The 18,932-nt window shown below is 43.0% G+C and carries 12 protein-coding genes; 1 reads left to right on the top strand and 11 read right to left on the bottom strand.

All coding sequences use genetic code 11. The annotated features are described in order from the left end of the window. Positions 1-157: 157 nt before the first annotated feature. The 10 genes from ACIRUQ_RS02590 to ACIRUQ_RS02545 all read right to left on the bottom strand — a co-directional run bounded on the left by ACIRUQ_RS02590 (position 158) and on the right by ACIRUQ_RS02545 (position 15,648). Positions 158-1,345 (bottom strand): acetyl-CoA C-acetyltransferase, encoded by a 1,188-nt coding sequence (locus ACIRUQ_RS02590; protein WP_021740764.1) that lies wholly within the window; start codon positions 1,343-1,345, stop codon positions 158-160. A 591-nt stretch (positions 1,346-1,936) separates the two neighbouring features. After that, complete coding sequence (gene carB / locus ACIRUQ_RS02585; protein WP_055290587.1) at positions 1,937-5,140, bottom strand: carbamoyl-phosphate synthase large subunit; 3,204 nt, start codon at positions 5,138-5,140, stop codon at positions 1,937-1,939. Continuing rightward, positions 5,140-6,210, bottom strand: coding sequence for a carbamoyl phosphate synthase small subunit (locus tag ACIRUQ_RS02580; protein ID WP_055290588.1), 1,071 nt, complete (start codon positions 6,208-6,210; stop codon positions 5,140-5,142). The genes carB and ACIRUQ_RS02580 overlap by 1 nt, the downstream gene beginning before the upstream one ends. Positions 6,211-6,566: 356 nt before the next feature. Then, complete coding sequence (gene serS / locus ACIRUQ_RS02575; protein WP_044964989.1) at positions 6,567-7,847, bottom strand: serine--tRNA ligase; 1,281 nt, start codon at positions 7,845-7,847, stop codon at positions 6,567-6,569. Positions 7,848-7,985: 138 nt separating this feature from the next. After that, positions 7,986-9,239 carry an ABC transporter permease gene (locus ACIRUQ_RS02570; protein WP_022035834.1) on the bottom strand — a complete coding sequence of 418 codons (1,254 nt, stop codon included), beginning with the start codon at positions 9,237-9,239 and terminating at the stop codon, positions 7,986-7,988. An 18-nt stretch (positions 9,240-9,257) separates the two neighbouring features. Beyond that, positions 9,258-10,802 carry a biotin/lipoyl-binding protein gene (locus ACIRUQ_RS02565; protein ID WP_055290589.1) on the bottom strand — a complete coding sequence of 515 codons (1,545 nt, stop codon included), beginning with the start codon at positions 10,800-10,802 and terminating at the stop codon, positions 9,258-9,260. After that, positions 10,799-11,473, bottom strand: a complete 675-nt coding sequence (locus ACIRUQ_RS02560; RefSeq protein ID WP_022035836.1) for an ABC transporter ATP-binding protein — start codon at positions 11,471-11,473, stop codon at positions 10,799-10,801. The genes ACIRUQ_RS02565 and ACIRUQ_RS02560 overlap by 4 nt, the downstream gene beginning before the upstream one ends. Positions 11,474-11,482: 9 nt before the next feature. Further along, positions 11,483-12,817, bottom strand: coding sequence for an efflux RND transporter periplasmic adaptor subunit (locus ACIRUQ_RS02555; RefSeq protein ID WP_055290590.1), 1,335 nt, complete (start codon positions 12,815-12,817; stop codon positions 11,483-11,485). 278 nt (positions 12,818-13,095) lie between these two features. Beyond that, positions 13,096-14,352: a [FeFe] hydrogenase H-cluster maturation GTPase HydF gene (gene hydF, locus ACIRUQ_RS02550; protein WP_055290591.1), complete on the bottom strand. Its 1,257-nt coding sequence runs from the start codon at positions 14,350-14,352 to the stop codon at positions 13,096-13,098. Between the two features lie 249 nt (positions 14,353-14,601). Next, positions 14,602-15,648, bottom strand: a complete 1,047-nt coding sequence (locus ACIRUQ_RS02545; protein WP_082432848.1) for an ABC transporter substrate-binding protein — start codon at positions 15,646-15,648, stop codon at positions 14,602-14,604. A gap of 291 nt (positions 15,649-15,939) precedes the next feature. On the opposite strand from ACIRUQ_RS02545, the gene ACIRUQ_RS02540 reads away from it, so the two are divergent. After that, the gene (locus tag ACIRUQ_RS02540) at positions 15,940-16,977 is read left to right on the top strand and encodes a low specificity L-threonine aldolase (RefSeq protein WP_055290592.1); all 1,038 of its coding nucleotides are present in this window, start codon (positions 15,940-15,942) and stop codon (positions 16,975-16,977) included. A gap of 172 nt (positions 16,978-17,149) precedes the next feature. Here ACIRUQ_RS02540 and ACIRUQ_RS02535 read toward each other — a convergent pair whose 3' ends face one another. Further along, positions 17,150-18,919: an ABC transporter ATP-binding protein gene (locus ACIRUQ_RS02535; RefSeq protein WP_055290593.1), complete on the bottom strand. Its 1,770-nt coding sequence runs from the start codon at positions 18,917-18,919 to the stop codon at positions 17,150-17,152. Positions 18,920-18,932: the final 13 nt, after the last annotated feature.

Below are 18,932 nucleotides of genomic sequence, written 5' to 3'. Positions count from 1 at the left end.
AGATTAGTCACACATATCTAATAATGTCTGTGCTTTGCCGTAACTATGTTAAATTACTAACAAAGCAATGTTTAAAATATCTCCGACACTTTCGCATGTCGCAATCATGCCGGAGATAAATCCGGATTTTTAAATCCTTTTAAAAATCAAATTTTAATTAAGCTTCTTTTTTAACGATTGTAGCACAACCCATTCCGCCACCGATACACAGAGTAGCAAGTCCGTATGTAACGTCTCTCTTCTGCATAGCATGAAGCAGTGTAACAAGGATACGGCATCCGGAAGCTCCTACCGGATGTCCCAGTGCGATAGCACCACCGTTTACATTTAAGATATCAGAGCTGAAGCCTAACTCTTTCTGTACTGCTACAGACTGAGCTGCAAATGCCTCATTTGCCTCGATCAGATCGATATCATCCATCTCAAGACCAGCGATCTTTAATGCTTTTCTTGTAGCCGGAACCGGTCCGATACCCATGATCTCCGGAGCGCATCCGGCAAGAGCACCTGCTACGAATGTAGCCATCGGTTTAACACCAAGTTCTTTTGCTTTTTCTTCGCTCATTACAACGATTGCTGCAGCACCATCATTGATACCGGAAGCATTACCTGCTGTAACAAGTCCGCCCTCTTTACCGGAGCAGCATTTTAATTTAGAAAGTGACTCAGCTGTTGTGCCAGGACGCGGTCCCTCATCTTTTGCGATCATAACAGTCTCTTTTTTCATTTTAACCGGAACAGGAACGATCTCATCATCAAATGCTCCGGACTCCTGAGCTGCTACTGCTTTCTGCTGGGAAACTGCTGCGAACTCATCCAGTTCTTCACGTGTTAATCCCCACTGATCACAAATATTCTCAGCTGTGATCATCATATGGTAGTTGTTGAATGCATCCCATAATGCATCATTTACCATTGTATCAATCATAGTTGCATTGTTCATTCTGTAACCAAAACGAGCTTTCTTTAATGCATATGGAGCCATAGACATATTCTCCATACCACCTGCTACAACGATATCAGCCTGTCCAGCCATGATCATGTTTGCAGCCTCGTTTACACATTTCAGACCGGATCCGCATACTACATTCAGTGTGAAAGCCGGAACCTCATTCGGGATACCTGCTTTGATAGATGCCTGACGAGCTACGTTCTGTCCCTGGGAAGCCTGGATAACACATCCCATCATAACCTCGTCAACCTGTTCCGGAGCAACGCCTGCTCTCTTTAATGCCTCTTTGATAACGATGGATCCTAATTCAACAGCCGGAGTATTTCCAAACTGTCCACCCATTTTACCGATTGCAGTACGGCAAGCGCCTGCTAATACAACTTTCTTTGCCATTTTTTTCTTCTCTCCTTCTTGACTTTTTAAATATACCTCTAGTAATTATGTTAAAAGAATAACGCTAGACAATATTATTTTAGCACTATCATCTAATTTTTGCAACGTCTCCTTCGTCATTTTTCCTAAAATTTAAAAAGGATTTTCGTACACTTTTGTCATTTTTTTAACATAGTCGAAAGGGTGAAAAGTCATCTAAAAGACTGTTATTTTTTTAACATAGTCTCCAAAAAAAATTAGGAACCGTACACCGAACCTCGGTTTCCGCTTTCCTATTTTCTTCTTCGATGGTTCCTCGCTCTTCTGGCTAAGGTCTTTGAAAAATCTTATGAGTTAACTTTAACACACGTATGCATACAATGCAATACCCACATACAGGTAATTAAATTTCTTCCCAGTTCCTACATTACCACAAAGTTATTGAAAAATCCAGTCTTTTTATAAAACTTTGACATTTTTTTCACAAAATCTTCATATTTTTTCCATAACTGAAAGGACGCCAGAAGTTAATTTTTCCTAAGCAAGCAATTGTTAGTTGCAAGGGTAAAATTAACTTCTGACGTCTTCTCTTCAAAATCTTAAAATTAAATATTAAAGATTCTTAACTGTCGCGATGTCGATCATCGTCATCTGATCATTTGCTGTCTCAAGGCTGAGTGCCAGCGCATTTGCCGTATCCATGGATGTCAGGCAGTGAACGCCTGTCTCAATGGCATTTCGGCGAATGAGGAATCCGTCTCTGGATTTATCACGTCCCTGTGTTGGAGTATCGATAACAAGGTCAATCTTGTGTCCGAGGATCAGATCCATAACATTTGGTGATTCCTGAGAAATTTTATTTACGCGTCGGGCATTTACACCGTGATCCTGCAGATATTTTGCAGTGCTTCTTGTGGCATAAATCGTATATCCCAGTGCTTCAAAACGTTTTGCAACGCCAACTGATTCTTCTTTATCCGAATCTTTGACGGTCATGATCATCCGTTTGTACTTCGGAAGCTGGATACCAGCACCGATAAATGCTTTGTACAGTGCTTCGTTGAAATTCTTGGCAATACCAAGACACTCGCCGGTAGATTTCATTTCCGGTCCAAGACTGATCTCCGCTCCACGCAGTTTCTCAAAGGAGAATACCGGCATCTTGATTGCAATATAATCTGCCTCCGGTGCCAGTCCCGGCTTGTATCCCATTCCTTTGATTGTCTCACCAAGGATCACTTTGGTTGCCAGATCTACGATCGGGATACCTGTTACTTTGCTGATATACGGTACGGTTCTGGAAGAACGCGGGTTTACTTCGATAACGTATACTTCCTCGTTCATTGCAATAAACTGGATATTGATCAGTCCTACAACATGAAGTGCTCTTGCCAGACGTTTTGTATATTCTACAATCGTCTCTTTTACATGATTGCTGATCGTCGGTGCCGGGTATACAGAAATACTGTCTCCGGAATGTACACCGGTACGCTCGATATGTTCCATAATACCCGGGATCAGGATATCTGTACCATCGCATACCGCATCAACCTCAATTTCTTTACCCATCAGGTATTTATCGATCAAGATTGGATGATCCTGTGCGATCTGATTAATGGTATCAATAAATTCTACGATTTCATCATCATTGAAGGCAATATGCATGCCCTGTCCGCCAAGTACATAAGAAGGACGAACAAGCACCGGATAACCTATGCGGTTTGCTGCCACTTTTGCTTCCTGAGCCGTATAAACAGTATCACCTGCTGCTCTCGGAATATTCGTCTTCTCCAGGATTTCATCAAAAAGTTCACGGTCTTCGGCTGCATCAACATCCTCTGCTTTTGTACCAAGAATCGGCACACCCATCTTCATCAGGCTTTCCGTCAACTTGATCGCAGTCTGTCCACCGAACTGTACAACTGCTCCATCCGGTTTCTCGATGTTTACAACATTCTCAACATCTTCCGGTGTCAGTGGTTCGAAATACAGCTTGTCTGCAATGTCAAAGTCAGTGGAAACCGTCTCAGGATTGTTATTAATAATAATGGTTTCATATCCGGCTTTGGAAAATGCCCATGTACAATGAACCGAACAGAAATCGAACTCGATACCCTGTCCGATACGGATCGGACCAGATCCAAGTACCAGCACTTTTTTCTTCTTTGCTGTTCCATCTGCCTCATTTTCACCGTCAAAACAGGAATAATAATATGGTGTGCTTGCCGCAAACTCAGCAGCACAAGTATCAACCATCTTGAAAGAAGCTGTGATACCGTTCTCATAACGCATATTTTTGATGTAGTCTTCGTCTTTACCTGTTAACTGAGCAATCACTTTATCCGGGAACTCAATACGTTTTGCTTCACGCAGCAGATCAACAGTCAGTGCTTCGCTGCGCAGACGACCTTCCATTTCAACCAGGATTGCAATTTTATCAATGAACCACTTGTCAATCTTTGTGATTTCATGGATGGTGTCATAGGAAACACCACGACGGCATGCCTCTGCAATAACCCAGATTCTTCTGTCATCTACCACTTTCAGACGCTCGATCAGTTTATCATAAGAAAGTGTCAGATATTCATCAGAAACAAGACTGTCCACATGCTGTTCAAGGGAACGGATGGCTTTCATCAGCGCACCTTCGAAGTTTGTACAGATACTCATAACCTCACCGGTTGCTTTCATCTGTGTAGTCAGTGTACGTTTTGCAGTGATAAATTTATCAAACGGCAGACGCGGGATCTTTACAACGCAATAATCCAACATCGGCTCGAAACTTACATAAGTTTTTCCTGTAATGGCATTTTTGATTTCATCCAGTGTATAGCCAAGTGCGATCTTTGCGGCAACTTTTGCAATCGGATATCCGGTTGCCTTGGAAGCCAGGGCGGAAGAACGGCTTACACGCGGGTTAACCTCGATGACACAGTATTCAAAGGAATCCGGATTCAACGCATACTGTACATTACATCCACCGGTGATGTTCAGCTCACTGATAATATTTAACGCAGAAGTACGCAGCATCTGGTATTCTTTGTCACCCAATGTCTGGGAAGGTGCTACTACGATAGAATCACCGGTATGCACACCAACCGGGTCGATATTCTCCATATTACATACGGTAATACAGTTTCCGTTGGCATCACGCATTACTTCGTACTCGATTTCTTTCCATCCGGCGATGCAGCGCTCAACCAGAACTTCTCCGACACGGCTCAGACGCAGACCATTACTCAGGATTTCAACTAATTCCTCTTCATTATGAGCAATACCACCGCCGCTTCCGCCTAAAGTGAAAGCCGGACGCAGTACAACCGGATAACCGATGGTATTTGTAAATTTAATACCATCCTCTACCGTATTTACAACCAGAGAAGCTGCACACGGCTCGCCGATTTTTTCCATGGTATCTTTGAACGCCTGACGATCCTCCGCACGGAAAATAGTCTCAGCTGTTGTACCAATGAGTTTTACACCGTTTTCTTCTAAAAATCCGGATTCTGCCAGCTCCATACCAAGGTTCAGACCAGCCTGTCCACCCAGAGTCGGAAGTACGCTGTCCGGTTTTTCTTTTAAAATAATCTGTTTTAACACATCAACGGTCAACGGCTCGATATAAACCTGATCCGCGATCTGTTTATCTGTCATGATGGTTGCCGGGTTGGAGTTTACCAGGCAAACTTCAACACCTTCCTCTTTCAGGGAACGGCATGCCTGTGTACCTGCATAATCAAACTCAGCAGCCTGTCCGATAACGATCGGACCGGAACCGATTACTAATACTTTTTTGATATCTGATCTCTTTGGCATTATTTCTGTCCTCCCATCATTTCAATAAACTTGTCAAACAGGTATCCGGAATCCTGTGGCCCAGGGCATGCTTCCGGATGGAACTGTACAGTAAAGATATTCTTTCCTGTATACTTGAGTCCTTCGTTGGTTCCGTCATTTACATTTGTAAACGCAGGAACTGCTACTGCTTGATCCAGACTGTCTGCATCCACCGCGTATCCATGGTTCTGGGATGAAATGTATACACGACCTGTCTCCAGATCTTTTACCGGATGATTGCCACCTCTATGGCCATATTTGAGTTTATAAGTATCTGCGCCGGTAGCTAATGCCATCAGCTGGTGTCCTAAGCAGATAGCAAAAATCGGTACTTCTGAATCATAAAGTTTTTTCACTTCTTTGATAATATCTGTGCAGGCTTTTGGATCTCCAGGGCCGTTAGAAAGCATAATTCCGTCCGGATCAGAAGAAAGAATCTCCTCAGCCGTTGTGTGTGCCGGATAAATCGTAACTTCACAGCCACGTTTGTGCAGGGACTGTGCAATATTGTTCTTTGCGCCAAAGTCCAGCAGTGCTACTTTATAGCCATCTGCTTTCAGCACTTTTTTCTCGCTGCAAGTCACCTTATCCACTACATTTCCTGTATTGTATACATGAAGCTGAGGCAAAATTTCATCCAGTTTGTAATTTTCATCTGTGGTGATCATACCATTCATAGTTCCTTTTTCACGCAGAATTTTTGTCAACGCTCTTGTATCAATTCCTGCGATTCCCGGAATATCATGTTCTTTCAAAAAATCCTGAATGGTTCCCTGGCAACGGAAGTTACTTGGAATTCTGGATAACTCTCTTACGATATATCCGTCCGGCCATGGCTGTGCAGACTCCATATCCGGTGTAACTCCATAATTTCCAATCAGCGGATACGTCATTACAACTGCCTGTCCCGCATAGGATGGATCTGTCAAAACCTCCAGATAACCAGTCATGGAAGTATTGAAGACGATCTCACTGATCACGCTCTTTGTCGAACCAATGCTTGTTCCGGTAAATACTGTACCGTCTTCCAGAATCAGAAATGCTTTCATTTATTCGCCCGTCCTTTCTCTTTTCTACAATATACACTTTGCATCCAAAAATGTTCTCACATTTTTGCTGCGAGATGCACGTCATGCAGCGCATGATAAATATCTCTGTCCATCTCTGTAATCTTACTACATTTTAACATGTATTTGCTGGCTTGTTGCAAAAAAAAAGAGGGAATTTTCTCTTTTTCTGTATATTTATACATTATTTATGCATAATATTCATTTTTCTGCCATATATACAAATTGTAGGTATTTTATCATAGTTTTTTCCTTTTTTCAACACTTACTTTCATGATTTCTCACTTAAGCAACAGCGGCAAGGCCCGACGTCATCGCCAGACCTTGCCGCTTCTTAATTACTCAATTTTTGTTTTTCCACCCATATATGGCTGTAATGCTTTCGGAATATTAACAGTTCCATCCGCATTTAAGTTATTCTCCAGAAATGCGATCAACATTCTTGGCGGAGCAACTACGGTATTATTCAATGTATGTGCCAGATATTTCTTACCATCAGCACCTTTTACACGGATTTTCAGTCGTCTTGCCTGAGCATCACCAAGATTTGAACAGCTTCCTACTTCGAAATATTTCTTCTGACGCGGAGACCATGCCTCAACATCAACAGATTTGACCTTCAGGTCAGCAAGGTCACCGGAACAGCACTCTAACGTACGAACCGGAATATCAAGACTGCGGAACAGATCTACCGTATTTTGCCATAATTTCTCATACCACATCATAGAATCTTCTGGTTTACATACAACGATCATTTCCTGTTTTTCAAACTGATGGATACGGTACACACCTCTCTCCTCGATACCATGAGCTCCTTTTTCTTTACGGAAACATGGAGAATAGCTGGTCAGAGTCTTTGGCAACTGCTCCTCATCGATCATCGTATCAATAAAGCTTCCGATCATGGAATGCTCGGAAGTACCGATCAGATACAGATCCTCGCCTTCAATCTTGTACATCATAGCATCCATCTCATCAAAACTCATAACACCGGTAACAACATTACTTCTGATCATGTATGGCGGAATGCAGTATGTGAATCCACGGTCAATCATAAAGTCACGGGCATAAGCCAGAACTGCTGAGTGCAAACGGGCAATATCCCCTTTCAGATAATAGAAACCGTTTCCGGCTACTTTTCTTGCACTGTCAAGATCAATACCATCAAATTTCTCCATGATTTCTGTGTGATACGGAATCTCGAAATCCGGAACAACCGGCTCACCGAAACGCTCAACTTCTACGTTCTCACTGTCATCTTTTCCAATCGGAACAGACGGATCAATGATATTTGGGATGGTCATCATGATTTTTTTGATTTTCTCCTGAAGCTCGCCTTCCTGTGCCTCAAGTTCTGTCAGACGCTCTGCATCTTTGGCAACCTGCTCTTTTAATGCCATAGCCTCTTCTTTTTTTCCCTGTCCCATCAGAGCACCAATCTGTTTGGAGATACGGTTTCTGTTGGCACGCAGATCATCCGCTTCCTGCTGAACTGTTCGGGATGATGCATCTAATTCGATTACTTCATCCACCAGACCAAGTTTGTGATCCTGAAATTTATTTTTGATATTCTGTTTTACAATATCCGGGTTTTCTCTTAAAAACTTAATGTCAATCATAGCTTCCTCCTGAGGAAATTTTATTCTTTCAAAAGTATACACTGATTCACAGCAATATTCAAGCCTTGTTCCTTGTGTTCTGGATAAATTTTGTATCGAATTTTGTATCGGTAAACCTTTTAATCACACAAGCAAGATCTATTCTCGGCGTAACGCATCAATTGGTTTCAGATTTGCTGCTTTATAAGATGGCAGTAATCCGAAAATAATTCCAATTCCCATAGAAAATCCAACTGCAATGATTGCCGCCGGGATACTAATAACCACAGGCATCTCACTAACTTTAGAAATCACCTCCGCGAGCACGATTCCTGCAATTACACCGATGATACCACCAAGGCTGGTCAATACGGCTGCCTCTGTCAGAAACTGACCGAGAATATGGCTCTTCTTTGCTCCGATCGCTTTTTTCAGCCCAATTTCCTGTGTGCGTTCTGTCACAGATACTAACATGATATTCATAACACCGATACCGCCGACCAGAAGCGAAATACCTGCAATCCAGATCAGCATGCGGTTTGTGGACTGGCTCAGTTCCTGAATATCCTGTGCCTGTTTTAACAAATCCTGGCCTTTATATTGGATTGTACTATCAGAAACACTGAGATTTGCGTTCAGGATATCTGCCACCGCCTGACCTGCAGATGCCATGGAATCTGTATCTGTTGCTTTTAAAACCACACTCTGTGGTTCATCATACTGAAATACAATCGGCCATGTGGCAGATGGAATAAACACTCTGCCACTGCTATCCTGCATGTAAGTATAATAGTCATCCATAGAATTGATCACTGGTTCAAAACCATCTTTTTTATCTGCAATTCCAACTACAATATACGGTTCTCCCTGAATCTCGATGGTCTTTCCTATCGCATCGGCTCCCTGAAATAACGAAGATGCACTATCCCGATCTAAAATTGCCACTTTTCTGTATTTCGCATAATCATTACTGTCAAACCCACGGCCCTCCTTAATGGTATAACTGCAGGTATCCAGATAATTTGCATCAACGCCCATGACATAACCACCGGAAAGAGATGTATTGCCATAACATACCGTATCATAACCCTGACGGCTGGTATAGCGGGATGCTTCCTCCACACCATCCACTGCCAGAATCTGCTGCATAGTATCATCACTGATCACCGGAACACCATCCGGAATTCCGTTATAATCCATCTCGTAAGTCCATTCATCCTGATAAAGTTGAACTGTCACTGCATTATTTCCGGCACCTACCAGATTCTGTTTGATCTGCTCATTTGTTCCCTGAATTGTGGAAACAATTGCAATAATTGCACCAATACCGATAATGATGCCAAGCATCGTCAGAAAGGAACGCATTTTATGAGACCAGATGCCCTGAAAGGACAGTCTAATATTTTCTAACATTTCACGCACCTCCCCTTACTAATATGAGCCATCGGAATCCACCGCACGGACACCCTCTTTTGCCGTTTTTCCATATGGAAAGGCAATGCGGTCATCTTCACTCAAGCCGGCTTTAATTTCAATTGTATCTCCGTAAATGATTCTTCCTGTTTTCACATACTGTTTCACCAGACGATCATTTTCATCTGCTTTCAGTACGTAAGACTTTCCATTTTCCGTACGGACATATCCTTTAAAAATATAAAGAGAACTTCCTGTTTCATCATCGGAAACTGTCATGGTCAGATCCACATATTCGCCATTTCGAAATCCTGACGTATCTTCAATATAAGCGACAAATGGGTAGTAAGACACATTATTATTGCCTTCTCCATAAGAAGAAACATCCGTGGAAGGATAGTTTTTAATCTCGGTAATCTCTGCCTCGCAGCTTGATCCGCTTTCCCACGAAGATACACTGACCATCTGCCCCGGTTTTACCTTATCCAGAAGTAATTCGCTGATTCCTCCTGTCACATATAGACCTTCCGAACCTGTCACCTCCATAAATGGCGTACCGTCATTTGGCAGATTATCTTTATCCTGCAAATTTTTTACTATGCCGGTAACCGTAGCATATATCATTCCATCGGAACTCTTCGCTTTCAGTTTTTCTACTTCCAGTTCCGCTTTTCGCTTATTCAGGTCCAGCTCCTTGATTTTTTTCTCCTGCTCTGCGATCATATCATTTAATTCCGCCTGGGTGTAACCGCCTTCATCTGATATTCTGTCATTGACAACACTCGAATCATCCTCTGCCTCTGATGCATCATTTGAAATCTGGCTGTGATCATATACGGACCATTTTGTATTTCCATCAGGCACAACGATCTGTGCACCGTCCACTTCCCATGCGGTCACAAGTTCTCCGGAAACTTCATTATTTTCCCGAATCTCGAATACAGCATATGTTTTTTCTTCTGCCAGCTGGCTTAAAAAGTCTCCCGTCACATAAGCTGATTCTGTACACAGGTAACGATAAGGATTCTCTTCGCTGCCATCTGCGCTGTTCTGATTATATGGAACGGCAGTCCCGGAAATATAGTTGTATGCATTTCCTGCCATCTCCTGCACATGTGGTATATCAGGTTCTGGCGTCACCGGATTGGCTGGCTCCACATATGGTTTCGTATTTTTTAATTTTTTTAAATCATTCTGAGCAATAGTAATCTGATTATTCAGATTTTCTACTTCCAGCTGTTTTCCCTGTAAATTCAGGGAAGCTACTGTCGTATCAAGTGCCAGCAGTTTATCACCTTTCTGCACCTGCTGTCCTTCCTTTACATACACCTCTTTGATTTCATCCGTATTCGTAATTTCCACAGACTGAGAATAATCATTCGTAATCATTCCGGAGCTATTAACATCGTCTCCCCAATATCCACTATTTAAATCTGCCACAGACATCACTTCCGCTGTCATTTTGGCGCGCTGTACATAGACACCGGTTCCGATGCTGCCTCCTGCAATAGCTGCAACAATGGCGATCACAAGAACACGTTTCATGACTTTCCTATTTTTCATTCTGCCGCCTCCTCTATCTCACCATCAATGATGTGGATCACACGTTTTGCATAAGACGCAATCTTTGCATCATGCGTGATCATGACAATGGTCACACCTTCTTCATTCAGACGGTCAAAAAGCTCCATGATCTGTCTGCCGGACTTGGAATCCAATGCTCCCGTAGGCTCATCAGCCAGTAAAATCTTCGGATTGTTCACCATAGCACGGGCAATGGCTACACGCTGTTTCTGACCGCCGGACAGCTGCGTTGGTTTGAACTCCACACGATCTGCCAGCCCCACACGATCCAGCGCAGCAGCCGCACGTTTTTCCCGATCCGGCTTCTTTACTCCCGCATAAATCAGAGGCAATGCTACATTTTCCAGTGCGCTCTCTCTAGGCAGCAAATGAAAACTCTGAAACACAAACCCGATACTGTTCAGTCTGACATCTGCAAGTTCCCGGTCTTTGCATTGTAAAACATCCTGCCCCGCCAGTTCATAGCTGCCACTGGTAGGCAGGTCCAGGCATCCGATGATATTCATTAATGTCGTTTTTCCGGAACCGGAAGGTCCCATGATTGCCACATATTCTCCCTCTTCCACCGAAAGACTCACATCTTTTAATACAGGAACTACCAGTTTTTCCTGCTGATAATCCTTATAAATATGACTAAGATTTAAAAGCATATGCCCCTCCTATTCTGCCGCCGGAGTGTCTGCACTTCCTGTGTCAGCACCTGAATCTCCATCTACGACCGGCTGCATATCACTTTCATCTACCATACCGGCATCAGCATCCTCGTCCATACTATGAGCATCTGTTTCGCCATCAGAAGAAAGATCCTCTTCCACCATTCCTTCATCTACATTTGTAGTTGTCTTTAAACCTATACGGAATCCAGATACCGGCCATGCGATATAATCTGTCAGCTCCAGACCGGATGTAATTTCATACAGATCCATGCCTTCGTCATATTTCCCAAGTTCAACTGTACGCTTCTCCAGTTTACCTTTTCCGTTATCTGCCCATACATATGGTGTATCCTCGTCTTGCACAATATATCCACTGTAAAGCCAGATTCCTTCTTTCTCATCCATCTGTCCTTCATCCAGCTCCACATACAGATGCTGTCCAAGCATCAGGCCATCTGCGGAATCAAGTTTTACATAAAATGGATATTTGCTGGACTGATTGTCAGAATTGGAACCATCATAAGACATGTTGTTATTATTCGCCTGCTTATTTTCTGTATCAATTTTCTCAATTGTTCCTGTCCATGTCTTTGTCTCGTCTACTCTGGAACGTAAAATCACACTCTGCCCCTCGGAAAGACTGTATACATTTGTCTCATTAACAGTCCCTTTCACACGGTAATCGCCAACAGTCAGAATTGACATAAATGGCTGTTGGTTACCATGCTCATCTGTACTTTCGTTTTCATTAATGGATTTTACAATACCGTTGATTTTGCTGCTCACGGTTGACTGGGACATCGTATCTTCCATCTTCTGAATCTCTAATTTCTTACTCTGCTGTTCAAATTCAGACTGCTTGATGGAAGTTTGCAGACTCTGGATCTGCACCGTATAATTAAACTGCTCATCCTTGGATGCTGTATTTTTTTCTGCTGTCAATGTTTTGATCTGATTGTTGTAGTCTGTGATCTGATTTGCAATGGTTTCCAACTCCAGCTTTGCCTGCGCGATCTGCAGACTCAGATCATCTGTCTTGTACTCGAATAATGGAGTTCCCTCCTGCACTTCGTCACCTACGGATACAAAAATTTCTTTCACCGTCTGGTCTGATGTCAGATTCACGTCCCAGGTATCCTGAGATTCCACAACACCCATATAACGGTTCTGTCCGCCTCCATTGCTACCGTTTACCAAAGACTGTACGGACTCCACATAGGCTGCATCTCCACCGCCACTGCTTTTCCCCAATTTACCTTTCAGGAAAAAACCAACTGATACCGCAGCAATTGCAACGATGATCACAACTGCTAAAATGATTTTTTTCTTCTTGCTCATATCGCACTCCTCCTATAATCAGGAAATCAACCCGCCATTACAATCTGTTCTGCGTAAATTCAAGTCGAACGCACGTGAGACTTGGTGCGTGATTCTGGTTAGTATAAACTAACATGTCCATCTCAGAATCACTGCACATCTACACTTCGTTTCGGTCATGACAAACAAAAATGGCTACAGATTTCCTTTCTGTAACCATTTTAACATGACGTAATTTTTAATACTATTAAGATACCCTTAATTTTTATTTTTGACTTCTGCATATATGCAATAGAGGCTTATTCCGCGTTCAGATTCGGAAAAAGTTCAATACTACGTTTCAAAATTCCTTTCATCTGTGCAATAGCAATTCCATAATTCGTAAACGGAACCTTCTGATCCTCCGCACACTTCATGCGGTATTTTACTTCCCTTTCATTCAGCATGCAGCCACCACAGTGGATCACTAACGCATATGATGTCAGATCTTCCGGAAATTCCGTTCCTGAACTTGTCTCAATGATAAGTTCTTTTCCTGTATGCTGCTTTAACCAACGCGGGATCTTGACGGTTCCGATATCATCACATTGACGATGGTGCGTACATCCCTCGGAAATCAGGATTTTATCTCCATCCTTCAGATGGTCGATAGCAGCGACTCCATTTACCGCAGTCTCAAGGTAACCTTTATACCGTGCCATCAAAATAGAAAACGATGTAAGCGGAATTTCCTCTGATACCTCCTCCGATACCTGTTCAAATACCTGGCTATCGGTAATGACCATGGCAGGACTTCTGCCAAGCTGCTCCAATGTCTGCTTTAATTCGCTTTCTTTTACTACTATGGCTGCTGCATTTGCTTCCAGTACATCCCGAATTGTCTGTTGCTGCGGCAGAATCAGACGTCCTTTTGGTGCCGCTGAATCAATTGGTACAACCAGAACTACGAAATCTCCCGGATGCAACAGATCTCCTACAATTTTCAGTGTCATATCCTCATTTGGAGTCAGTTTTCCGATACACTCTTTTAGTTCATAGATGCCGGCACCGGTAAGGGCACTGACATATTGTTCCTGACCTGAGGAAAGCAACGCATTTTGCTCTGCTTTTCTTTGTTCAGATACATTATTCTGACAGACTTTTTCTGAAATTTCATCAGAAAGTAAATCAGCCTTATTATTTACAATAATATATGGAATCTCTTTTTCCTTGAAAATACGAATCAGTTCTTCATCACACTGCTTTTTGCCTTCTGTGGCATCCACTACAAGCACAGCAATATCAGTTTTGTTCAATACCTGTTTTGTTTTTCTGACACGCAGCTCACCCAACGCGCCTTCATCATCAAAACCGGGTGTATCAATAATCATTACCGGTCCGATTGGCAGCAATTCCATAGATTTATAAACCGGATCCGTGGTCGTTCCCTTCGTGTCCGATACCACAGCCAGTTCCTGCCCGGTCAGAGCATTTACGACGCTGGATTTTCCTGCATTTCTTCTTCCAAAAAAGCCAATATGTACACGATTGGCACTCGGTGTACTATTTAATCCCATTTTTTTACACTCTCCTTTACATCATTCTTATAATGCGAATATTGGGTAGAATTGTGAGAGTACGAAGTACGGAACAATTCGTAAGGCATCTTTTGACCCCAACATCAATTTTATTGTAACACCAGTATTTTTTTCTTACAATAAAAAGCGAACGTTTTGTGCTGCAAAACAAAAATCAAAAGTTCTTGCATTACAAAAACTTTTGATTTTCAATCACAACTTCTTACAACATATATTGACAGATTATTTTTACTGCAATGCTTTCTCCGCATATTCTGTAGTTACAACGTCCTGATAATCTGGCCGTTTTTCCAGCTGGCCGGCACTTTCAAGAATATCTAACAGCAATGTAAAACTATCCTCTGAAAACACAAGATCTCTCTTCCATGTATCCTGCTTCTGATAACGACGGATGATCGTTGTGATAGTTGCCGTGTCTGTCTCAGAAAACTGCGGCTGAATGCTGGCTGCAATTTCCTCCGGTGTATGTGTATTGACATATTCCATACCTTGCTGCAATGCATTAGTAAATGCCTGGATCACATCCGGATGTTTCTTTATATAGCTCTGTTTTGCACTGAAGGCTGTATATGGCACATAACCGGAATCCACCCCCAACGATGCCACCACATAGCCGGCTTTCTCCTGTTCCAGTAACGTTGCCCCAGGTTCAAATTCCACCGTATACGCTCCCTGTCCTCCGGTGAAAGCTGCTCCCGTAGAGCCAAAATCAATACTTTGGTCAATGTTTACTTCAGACGGTTCAATACCATTCTGTTTTAAAATGTACTCAAACACCATTTCCGGCATGCCACCTGCTCTACCGCCAAGTACATCCTCACCGATCAGATCTGACCATTTGAAATCATTCATTTCTTCCCTTGCAACAAGAAAATTTCCTGCTCGCTGCGTCAGCTGTGCAAAATTGATGACCGGATCTTTGCTGCCCTCATTGGCCGTGTACACGGTTGTCTCCGGTCCCATAAACCCAATGTCAGCTTCTCCGGAAAGTACAGCGGTCATAACCTTATCCGCACCGAATCCTGTCACCAGATCCAGATCAATACCGGCATCTTTAAAATATCCTTCTTCAATTGCTACATACATCGGTGCATAAAAAATGGAATGTGCCACCTCATTTAAGGTCACTTTCTGCAATACAGGTTCTTCGCCGTTTTTCTCAGGTTCAACAGAACTTTCTTTTTTTTCAGAGCTATCAGCAATCTCATCCGGAACCGATGTCTGACCGCATCCCATTAGTAACATTCCTCCGACAACAGCGATACACGTGAACATAGAAATTACTTTTTTTACACTCTTTTTCAAAACAACCTCCAAAAACTATCGTAGATTTTTCTTTTTAATATATGTGGACTGTTTGTTTTTGTTCCTATGTACATATTTATGATGTGAATGTCAAAAGTGTAGCATTGTTACACATGAATGCATACTTTTTTATAAATGACTTGCCCACTCTCACCCACCTTGTTATACTCTCTATATAACCTTTTCCCATCACGCATGTAAGATCTGGTGCGTGATTTATGACTTTGGGGGGATATTTATAATTATTGGAGGGACAAACATATGATTTATTTTCGCTCAGACTACAGTCAGGGCGCACATCCAAAAGTCATGGATGCGCTGGTAAAAACAAATTTTGAACACACAGACGGATACGGATTAGACGAACACTGTGAACACGCAGCCCGTATGGTACAGGATCTGATTGACAATCATGATTGTCATGTACATATGATGGTAGGCGGCACACCATGTAATGTAACTACGATTGCCGCAAGCCTGAAACCATACGAATCAGTAGTAAGTGTGCGCGGTGGACATGCTTATTTCCATGAAACCGGTGCCGTAGAAGGCACAGGACACCGCATTGTCACCATGGAAGGTGCCAATGGAAAACTGACACCGGAAATGATCGATCAGGCGTGGGAAGAATATGAGGACGAACATACACCAATTCCTAAACTTTGCTATATCTCACAGCCCACCGAAATTGGAACGATTTACAGCAAAGCTGAAATGACCGCCCTTTCTGAAAAATGTAAGGCACATAACATGCTGCTTTATGTGGACGGCGCCAGACTCGGCTGCGCCCTGACATGTCGTGACAATGATCTGACTATTCAGGAACTGGCAACGCTCTGTGATGCTTTTTATATCGGCGGAACCAAAAACGGAGCTCTTTTCGGAGAAGCACTGGTTATTTTAAATGATACTATGAACGATCATTTCCGTTGGATGATCAAACGTCAATGCGGTCTGCTGGCAAAAGGACGGCTCATCGGTGTTCAGTTTGAAGCACTGCTGGAAGGCGGCATGGACAGCATCTATTTTTCCATGGCATCCCATGCCAATGAAATGGCTGCTCTCCTGCGCGACTCTCTGACAGAACTTGGTGTACCGTTCTTCGGAAGCTCCCAGACAAACCAGATTTTCCCGGTTCTTCCGACTGCTGTTGTGAAAGAGCTGGAAAAAGACTTTTTCTTTTATGAATGGGCACCGGAGAAAAATGGCATGATTCCAATCCGTCTGGTCACCGCCTGGGGCACAACAAAAGATGATGTGGAATCATTTTTACATACCATCAAAAAATTACTTTCATAGAAACAGCTAATACGTCTTCTATCAGTCGAACGCACCGGTTCTCACGTGCGTTCGACTTAATTTATGCCAAACACACATGAAATCCGGTGCGTCATTCCATTCAGTATAAGCTCTTATATTTTTCTTATAATCACTGCATATCCCAATTCTGCCCAAGTGGCAAAGAACCTTTTTAATGAGCAAACTGGCTGTTATATAACTTATAATAAAACCCTTTCTGTTTCAGCAATTCTTCATGATTTCCCTGCTCAATGATACTTCCATCCTTCATCACCAGAATCCGGTCTGCATTCTGAATCGTGGACAGACGATGCGCCACGATAAAGCTGGTCCGTCCTTTCATCAATTTTGCAAATGCATCCTGAATTTTAATCTCCGTTCTCGTATCAATGGAAGAAGTTGCTTCATCCAGGATCAGCATCGGTGGCTGACACAACATCACCCGCGCAATGGAGAGCAGCTGCTTCTGTCCCTGGGACAGGCTTCCACCATCTTCTCCGATCACAGTATCGTAACCATCCGACAAACGCTTGATAAATCCATGTGCATGGCATGCTTTTGCTGCTGCAATCACTTCTTCATCGGTGGCATCCGGACGTCCCATTCGGATATTGTCCCGAATGGTACCTGCCTGCAGCCAGGTATCCTGCAGCACCATACCATAATTTTCACGGAGGCTGTGTCGTGTCACATGCCGGATATCCTGATCTTCCACGCACACAGAGCCGGCATTGACATCATAGAAGCGCATCAGCAGATTGATCAGTGTCGTTTTTCCGCATCCGGTCGGACCTACAATCGCAATGGTCTGTCCCGGTTCCACCTCCAGATTCAGATCCTCGATCAGTTTTTGCTCCGGCAGATAAGAGAACGCTACCTTTTTCAAGTTTACTTTTCCCTCTATCTGATGCAGTACAACTGCGTCCTTATCATCCGGAATTTCTACTTCTTCTTCAATCAGTTCAAAAATACGTGCTGCACATGCCAATGCATTCTGCAGTTCTGTAATAACACCGGAAATCTCATTAAACGGTTTCGTATACTGGTTGGCATAACTCAGGAAGCAGGAAAGGCCGCCGACCGACATGCCGCCTGCAATAACACTTAATGCTCCTGCCAGCGCCACGCCTGCATATACCAGACTATTGACAAAACGGGTACACGGATTTGTCAATGAAGAAAAGAAAGTTGCACGCAGAGAACAGTTCTGCAGCCGTTCATTAATCTCATCAAACTGTTCCAGTGCTTCATCCTCATGTGAAAATGCCTGTACGATTTTCTGATTTCCTACCATTTCATCAATCAGTGCTGTCTGCTCTGCTCTTGTCTCCGACTGCAGCCGGAACATATCATAAGTCCGTTTTGCAATAAATCTCGCCACAAACAATGATATTGGTGTCAGACCGACTACCACCAGCGTAATACCCGGATGAATGGTCAGCATAAAGATCAACGTACCGATAATTGTGACCACACCGGTAAACAGCTGGGTAAATCCCATCAGCAGACCATCCGCAAACTGATCTACATCCGCAATAACACGACTGACAATCTCACCATAGGAATGTGCATCCATATATTTTAGCGGTAGTTTCTGAATTCTGATAAATGCCTGGTTCCGCACATCACGCACTACCTGATACGTTACTTTGTTATTGATGGTGTTCATGATCCACTGCAGCACTGCGGTGCTCACCGCAAGAATGGCAATTTCCACTAAAAGCTTTGTGATGCTGACAAAATCAACATTTCCACGATCAATGATAAAATCAATGGCACGTCCTACCAAAATCGGAATATATAAGGTCAGAGCCACTGTTACCGCTGCCAGCACAATGGATGCCAGCATCCAAAAACGATAAGTTTCGATATATTGCAACACTTTTTTTAACGTGTTCATCTGTGTTCCGGACTTTTTCACAAGTTGTCCCTCCTCTTGCATTTTCAATAAACTT

Source organism: Eubacterium ramulus (assembly GCF_045002895.1).
Classification (GTDB): domain Bacteria; phylum Bacillota; class Clostridia; order Lachnospirales; family Lachnospiraceae; genus Eubacterium_I; species Eubacterium_I ramulus.
Note: the sequence above shows the minus strand (reverse complement) of the source record. Positions and strands in the feature narration are given on the sequence as shown.

Excerpts from the sequence above, each read along its gene's own strand:
- ACIRUQ_RS02555 (WP_055290590.1), bottom strand. The coding sequence starts at position 12,817 with ATGAGCAAGAAGAAAAAAATCATTTTAGCAGTTGTGATCATCGTTGCA.
- ACIRUQ_RS02565 (WP_055290589.1), bottom strand. The coding sequence starts at position 10,802 with ATGAAAAATAGGAAAGTCATGAAACGTGTTCTTGTGATCGCCATTGTT.
- ACIRUQ_RS02570 (WP_022035834.1), bottom strand. The coding sequence starts at position 9,239 with ATGTTAGAAAATATTAGACTGTCCTTTCAGGGCATCTGGTCTCATAAA.
- ACIRUQ_RS02535 (WP_055290593.1), bottom strand. The coding sequence starts at position 18,919 with ATGCAAGAGGAGGGACAACTTGTGAAAAAGTCCGGAACACAGATGAAC.
- ACIRUQ_RS02540 (WP_055290592.1), top strand. The coding sequence starts at position 15,940 with ATGATTTATTTTCGCTCAGACTACAGTCAGGGCGCACATCCAAAAGTC.
- ACIRUQ_RS02580 (WP_055290588.1), bottom strand. The coding sequence starts at position 6,210 with ATGAAAGCATTTCTGATTCTGGAAGACGGTACAGTATTTACCGGAACA.
- hydF (WP_055290591.1), bottom strand. The coding sequence starts at position 14,352 with ATGGGATTAAATAGTACACCGAGTGCCAATCGTGTACATATTGGCTTT.
- ACIRUQ_RS02590 (WP_021740764.1), bottom strand. The coding sequence starts at position 1,345 with ATGGCAAAGAAAGTTGTATTAGCAGGCGCTTGCCGTACTGCAATCGGT.
- carB (WP_055290587.1), bottom strand. The coding sequence starts at position 5,140 with ATGCCAAAGAGATCAGATATCAAAAAAGTATTAGTAATCGGTTCCGGT.
- serS (WP_044964989.1), bottom strand. The coding sequence starts at position 7,847 with ATGATTGACATTAAGTTTTTAAGAGAAAACCCGGATATTGTAAAACAG.
- ACIRUQ_RS02545 (WP_082432848.1), bottom strand. The coding sequence starts at position 15,648 with ATGTTCACGTGTATCGCTGTTGTCGGAGGAATGTTACTAATGGGATGC.
- ACIRUQ_RS02560 (WP_022035836.1), bottom strand. The coding sequence starts at position 11,473 with ATGCTTTTAAATCTTAGTCATATTTATAAGGATTATCAGCAGGAAAAA.